This window comes from Pseudomonas protegens, from assembly GCF_003732485.1.
In the GTDB taxonomy this organism is placed as follows: domain Bacteria; phylum Pseudomonadota; class Gammaproteobacteria; order Pseudomonadales; family Pseudomonadaceae; genus Aquipseudomonas; species Aquipseudomonas protegens_B.
Genome location: NZ_MOAK01000086.1, coordinates 561,006 through 564,474, shown reverse-complemented (window position 1 = coordinate 564,474; position 3,469 = coordinate 561,006). Strand labels below are relative to the sequence as shown.

The following is a 3,469-nucleotide window of genomic DNA, read 5'->3' as shown; positions in this document are numbered from 1 at the left end:
CCTCTACAGCGGTAAGTACCCTGCCGGCGCCCATCCTCGATGGGCGCCTTTTTTATCGCCACGGGTCATTGATCAATGCTCGAAGAACTTCTAAAAAACCTGGGGCTTTCCGCCTTCAGCCTGAAGGGTTTCGGCCCTCTGCTGCTGGAAGGTACCTGGATGACCATCAAGTTGTCGGTGTTGTCACTCCTGGTCAGCGTCTTGCTCGGCCTGATCGGCGCCAGCGCCAAACTTTCCAGCGTCGCCCTGCTGCGGGTCCCCGCCCAGCTCTACACCACCCTGATCCGCGGGGTACCGGACCTGGTATTGATGCTGCTGATTTTCTACAGCCTGCAAACCTGGCTGACCTCCTTCACCGATTTCATGGAGTGGGAATACATCGAGATCAACCCTTTCAGCGCCGGGGTGATCACCCTGGGTTTCATCTATGGCGCCTATTTCACCGAAACCTTTCGCGGGGCGATCCTCGCCGTGCCCCGGGGCCAGGTGGAAGCGGCCACCGCCTACGGCCTCAAGCGCGGCCAGCGCTTTCGCTTCGTGGTCTTCCCGCAGATGATGCGCTTCGCCCTGCCGGGCATCGGCAACAACTGGATGGTGATGCTCAAGGCCACGGCCCTGGTGTCGATCATCGGCCTGGCCGATCTGGTCAAGGCCGCCCAGGATGCCGGCAAGAGCACCTATCAGCTGTTCTACTTCCTGGTCCTGGCGGCACTGATCTACCTGTTGATCACCAGCGCCTCCAACTTCGTCCTGCGCAAGCTTGAACGGCGCTACGCCGCCGGCGCCCGGGAGGCCGTACGATGATCGAACTCCTGCAGGAATACTGGCGTCCCTTCCTTTACAGCGACGGGTACCACATGACCGGGTTGGCCATGACCCTGTGGCTGCTCACCGCGTCGATCTGCATCGGTTTCCTGGTGTCGATCCCGCTGTCCATCGCCCGGGTCTCGCCCAAACGCTACGTCCGCTGGCCGGTGCAGTTCTACACCTACCTGTTCCGGGGTACGCCGCTCTACATCCAGTTGCTGATCTGCTACACCGGGATCTACAGCATCGCCGCGATCCGCGCACAACCGCTGCTGGACGCGTTCTTCCGTGATGCGATGAACTGCACCATCCTCGCCTTCGCCCTGAACACCTGCGCCTACACCACGGAGATTTTCGCCGGGGCGATCCGCAGCATGGCCCACGGCGAAGTGGAGGCAGCCAAGGCCTATGGTTTGAGCGGCTGGAAGCTGTATGCCTACGTGATCATGCCCTCGGCCCTGCGCCGCTCGCTGCCCTACTACAGCAACGAAGTGATCCTGATGCTGCACTCCACCACGGTGGCCTTCACCGCGACCATTCCCGACATCCTGAAAGTCGCCCGGGACGCCAACTCGGCGACCTTCCTGACGTTTCAGTCGTTCGGTATCGCTGCCATCATCTACCTGTGCGTGACCTTCACCCTGGTGGGCTTGTTCCGTCTTGCCGAACGCCGCTGGCTGGCCTTCCTCGGACCGACCCACTAGGACCTGCTGCCGGGAAATCATCAATGCGCCACAAGATCCACGACCTGCTCGCTCCGCTGCCGGGCACCGCGCGCCAGGTCCACAGTTTTCATTTCGGCCCCGCCCAGGCCCAAGGCAAGGTCTACATCCAGTCCTCCCTGCATGCCGATGAACTGCCCGGCATGCTGGTGGCCTGGCACCTCAAGCAGCGCCTGACGGAACTGGAGGCCGTCGGTCGCCTGTTGCACGAAATAGTCCTGGTGCCAGTGGCCAACCCGGTGGGCCTGGAACAGGTACTGATGGACGTACCCCTGGGCCGCTACCAGCTGGAAAGCGGGCAGAACTTCAATCGCGGCTTCGTCGACCTCAGTGAAGAGGTCGGCAACGCCATCGAAGGGCTGCTCAATCACGATCCGCAGCACAACCTCGAGCTGATCCGCCGACACCTGGCCGATGCCCTGGCCCGTCACCATCCACAGACGCAATTGCAGTCGCTGCAACTGACCCTGCAACGGCTAGCCTGCGATGCCGACATGGTGCTGGACCTGCATTGCGATTTCGAAGCTGTGGCGCACCTGTACACCACCCCCGAAGCCTGGCCCCAGGTAGAGCCATTGGCCCGCTACCTCGGTGCCGAGGCCTGCCTCCTGGCCACCGATTCCGCGGCCTGGTCGTTCGACGAGTGCTTCAGCCTGCTGTGGTGGCAACTGCAACAGCGCTTCGGCGAACACTTCGCCATTCCCGCGGGCAGCTTTGCGGTCACTGTCGAGTTGCGTGGCCAGGGTGACGTCAACCACGGCCTGGCCAGCCTCGACTGCCAGGCCATGCTGGACTACCTGACCCGCTTCGGCGCCATCGCAGGCCAGGTTCTACCGCTGCCTGAGCTGCCCTTCCCGGCCACGCCGCTGGCGGCGGTGGAACCGGTGGCGACACCGGTGGGCGGGCTGCTGGTGTTCGCTGCGCTACCGGGGGAATACCTGGAGGCCGGGCAGTTGGTGGCTGAAATCATCGATCCGATCAATGACCGGGTTACCCCAATCCATTGCAACAATGCCGGGCTCCTGTATGCCCGCTCGCTGCGGCGCATGGCCACCGCCGGCATGGTGATCGCCCATGTCGCCGGCCGCGAGGCCTATCGCAGCGGCTATCTACTTTCGCCTTGAGGATGCAAGCCCCATGTACAAACTGACCGTTGAAGGCCTGCATAAATGCTATGGCGACAATGAAGTGCTCAAAGGTGTGTCTCTCAAGGCCAGGACCGGTGACGTGATCAGCCTGATCGGCGCCAGTGGTTCGGGCAAAAGCACCTTTCTGCGGTGCATCAACTTTCTCGAAACCCCGGACGACGGCGCCATGAGCCTGGATGGCCAGCCGATCCGCATGGTCAGCGATCGCCACGGCATGCACGTGGCCGATCCTGCCGAGCTGCAGCGGATTCGTACGCGCCTGGCGATGGTGTTCCAGCATTTCAACCTGTGGAGCCACATGACTGTGCTGGAAAACATCACCATGGCCCCGCGCCGAGTGCTGGGGGTCAGTACCAAGGACGCCGAGGAGCGCGCTCGGCGCTATCTGGACAAGGTCGGCCTGCCGGCCCGGGTCGCCGGTCAGTACCCGGCGTTCCTCTCCGGCGGTCAGCAGCAGCGGGTGGCCATCGCCCGGGCATTGGCCATGGAGCCGGAAATCATGTTGTTCGACGAACCCACTTCAGCCCTGGACCCGGAACTGGTGGGCGAAGTGCTCAAGGTGATTCAGGGCCTGGCCGAAGAAGGCCGGACCATGATCATGGTCACCCATGAGATGAGCTTCGCCCGCAAGGTATCGAGCCAGGTGCTGTTTCTGCACAAGGGGCTGGTGGAGGAGGAAGGTGCTCCCGAGGAAGTGCTGGGTAACCCCAAAAGCGAACGCCTGCAGCAATTTCTCAGCGGCAATCTGAAGTAGCGGCCGCGTAGAACGCCCCTGTCCGCGAAGGATTGTCA

The 3,469-nt window shown here is 62.7% G+C and carries 4 protein-coding genes; all 4 read left to right on the top strand.

The window, feature by feature from the left end:
- Positions 1-75 precede the first annotated feature (75 nt).
- The 4 genes from BLX41_RS29585 to BLX41_RS29570 are packed head-to-tail and all read left to right on the top strand — an operon-like array spanning position 76 to position 3,431.
- Positions 76-804, top strand: coding sequence for an ABC transporter permease (locus tag BLX41_RS29585; RefSeq protein WP_123727728.1), 729 nt, complete (start codon positions 76-78; stop codon positions 802-804).
- The gene (locus tag BLX41_RS29580) at positions 801-1,511 is read left to right on the top strand and encodes an ABC transporter permease (protein ID WP_123727727.1); all 711 of its coding nucleotides are present in this window, start codon (positions 801-803) and stop codon (positions 1,509-1,511) included. Before BLX41_RS29585 ends, BLX41_RS29580 begins: the two co-directional genes overlap by 4 nt.
- 23 nt (positions 1,512-1,534) lie before the next feature.
- Positions 1,535-2,653 carry a succinylglutamate desuccinylase/aspartoacylase family protein gene (locus BLX41_RS29575; protein WP_123727726.1) on the top strand — a complete coding sequence of 373 codons (1,119 nt, stop codon included), beginning with the start codon at positions 1,535-1,537 and terminating at the stop codon, positions 2,651-2,653.
- Positions 2,654-2,666: 13 nt separating this feature from the next.
- A complete protein-coding gene (locus tag BLX41_RS29570; RefSeq protein WP_123727725.1) occupies positions 2,667-3,431 on the top strand; it encodes an ABC transporter ATP-binding protein in 765 nt (254 codons plus the stop codon).
- Positions 3,432-3,469: the final 38 nt, after the last annotated feature.

Bases quoted from the DNA above. Each gene is read 5' to 3' on its own strand.
- BLX41_RS29585 (WP_123727728.1), top strand. From the start codon at position 76: ATGCTCGAAGAACTTCTAAAAAACCTGGGGCTTTCCGCCTTCAGCCTG.
- BLX41_RS29580 (WP_123727727.1), top strand. From the start codon at position 801: ATGATCGAACTCCTGCAGGAATACTGGCGTCCCTTCCTTTACAGCGAC.
- BLX41_RS29575 (WP_123727726.1), top strand. From the start codon at position 1,535: ATGCGCCACAAGATCCACGACCTGCTCGCTCCGCTGCCGGGCACCGCG.
- BLX41_RS29570 (WP_123727725.1), top strand. From the start codon at position 2,667: ATGTACAAACTGACCGTTGAAGGCCTGCATAAATGCTATGGCGACAAT.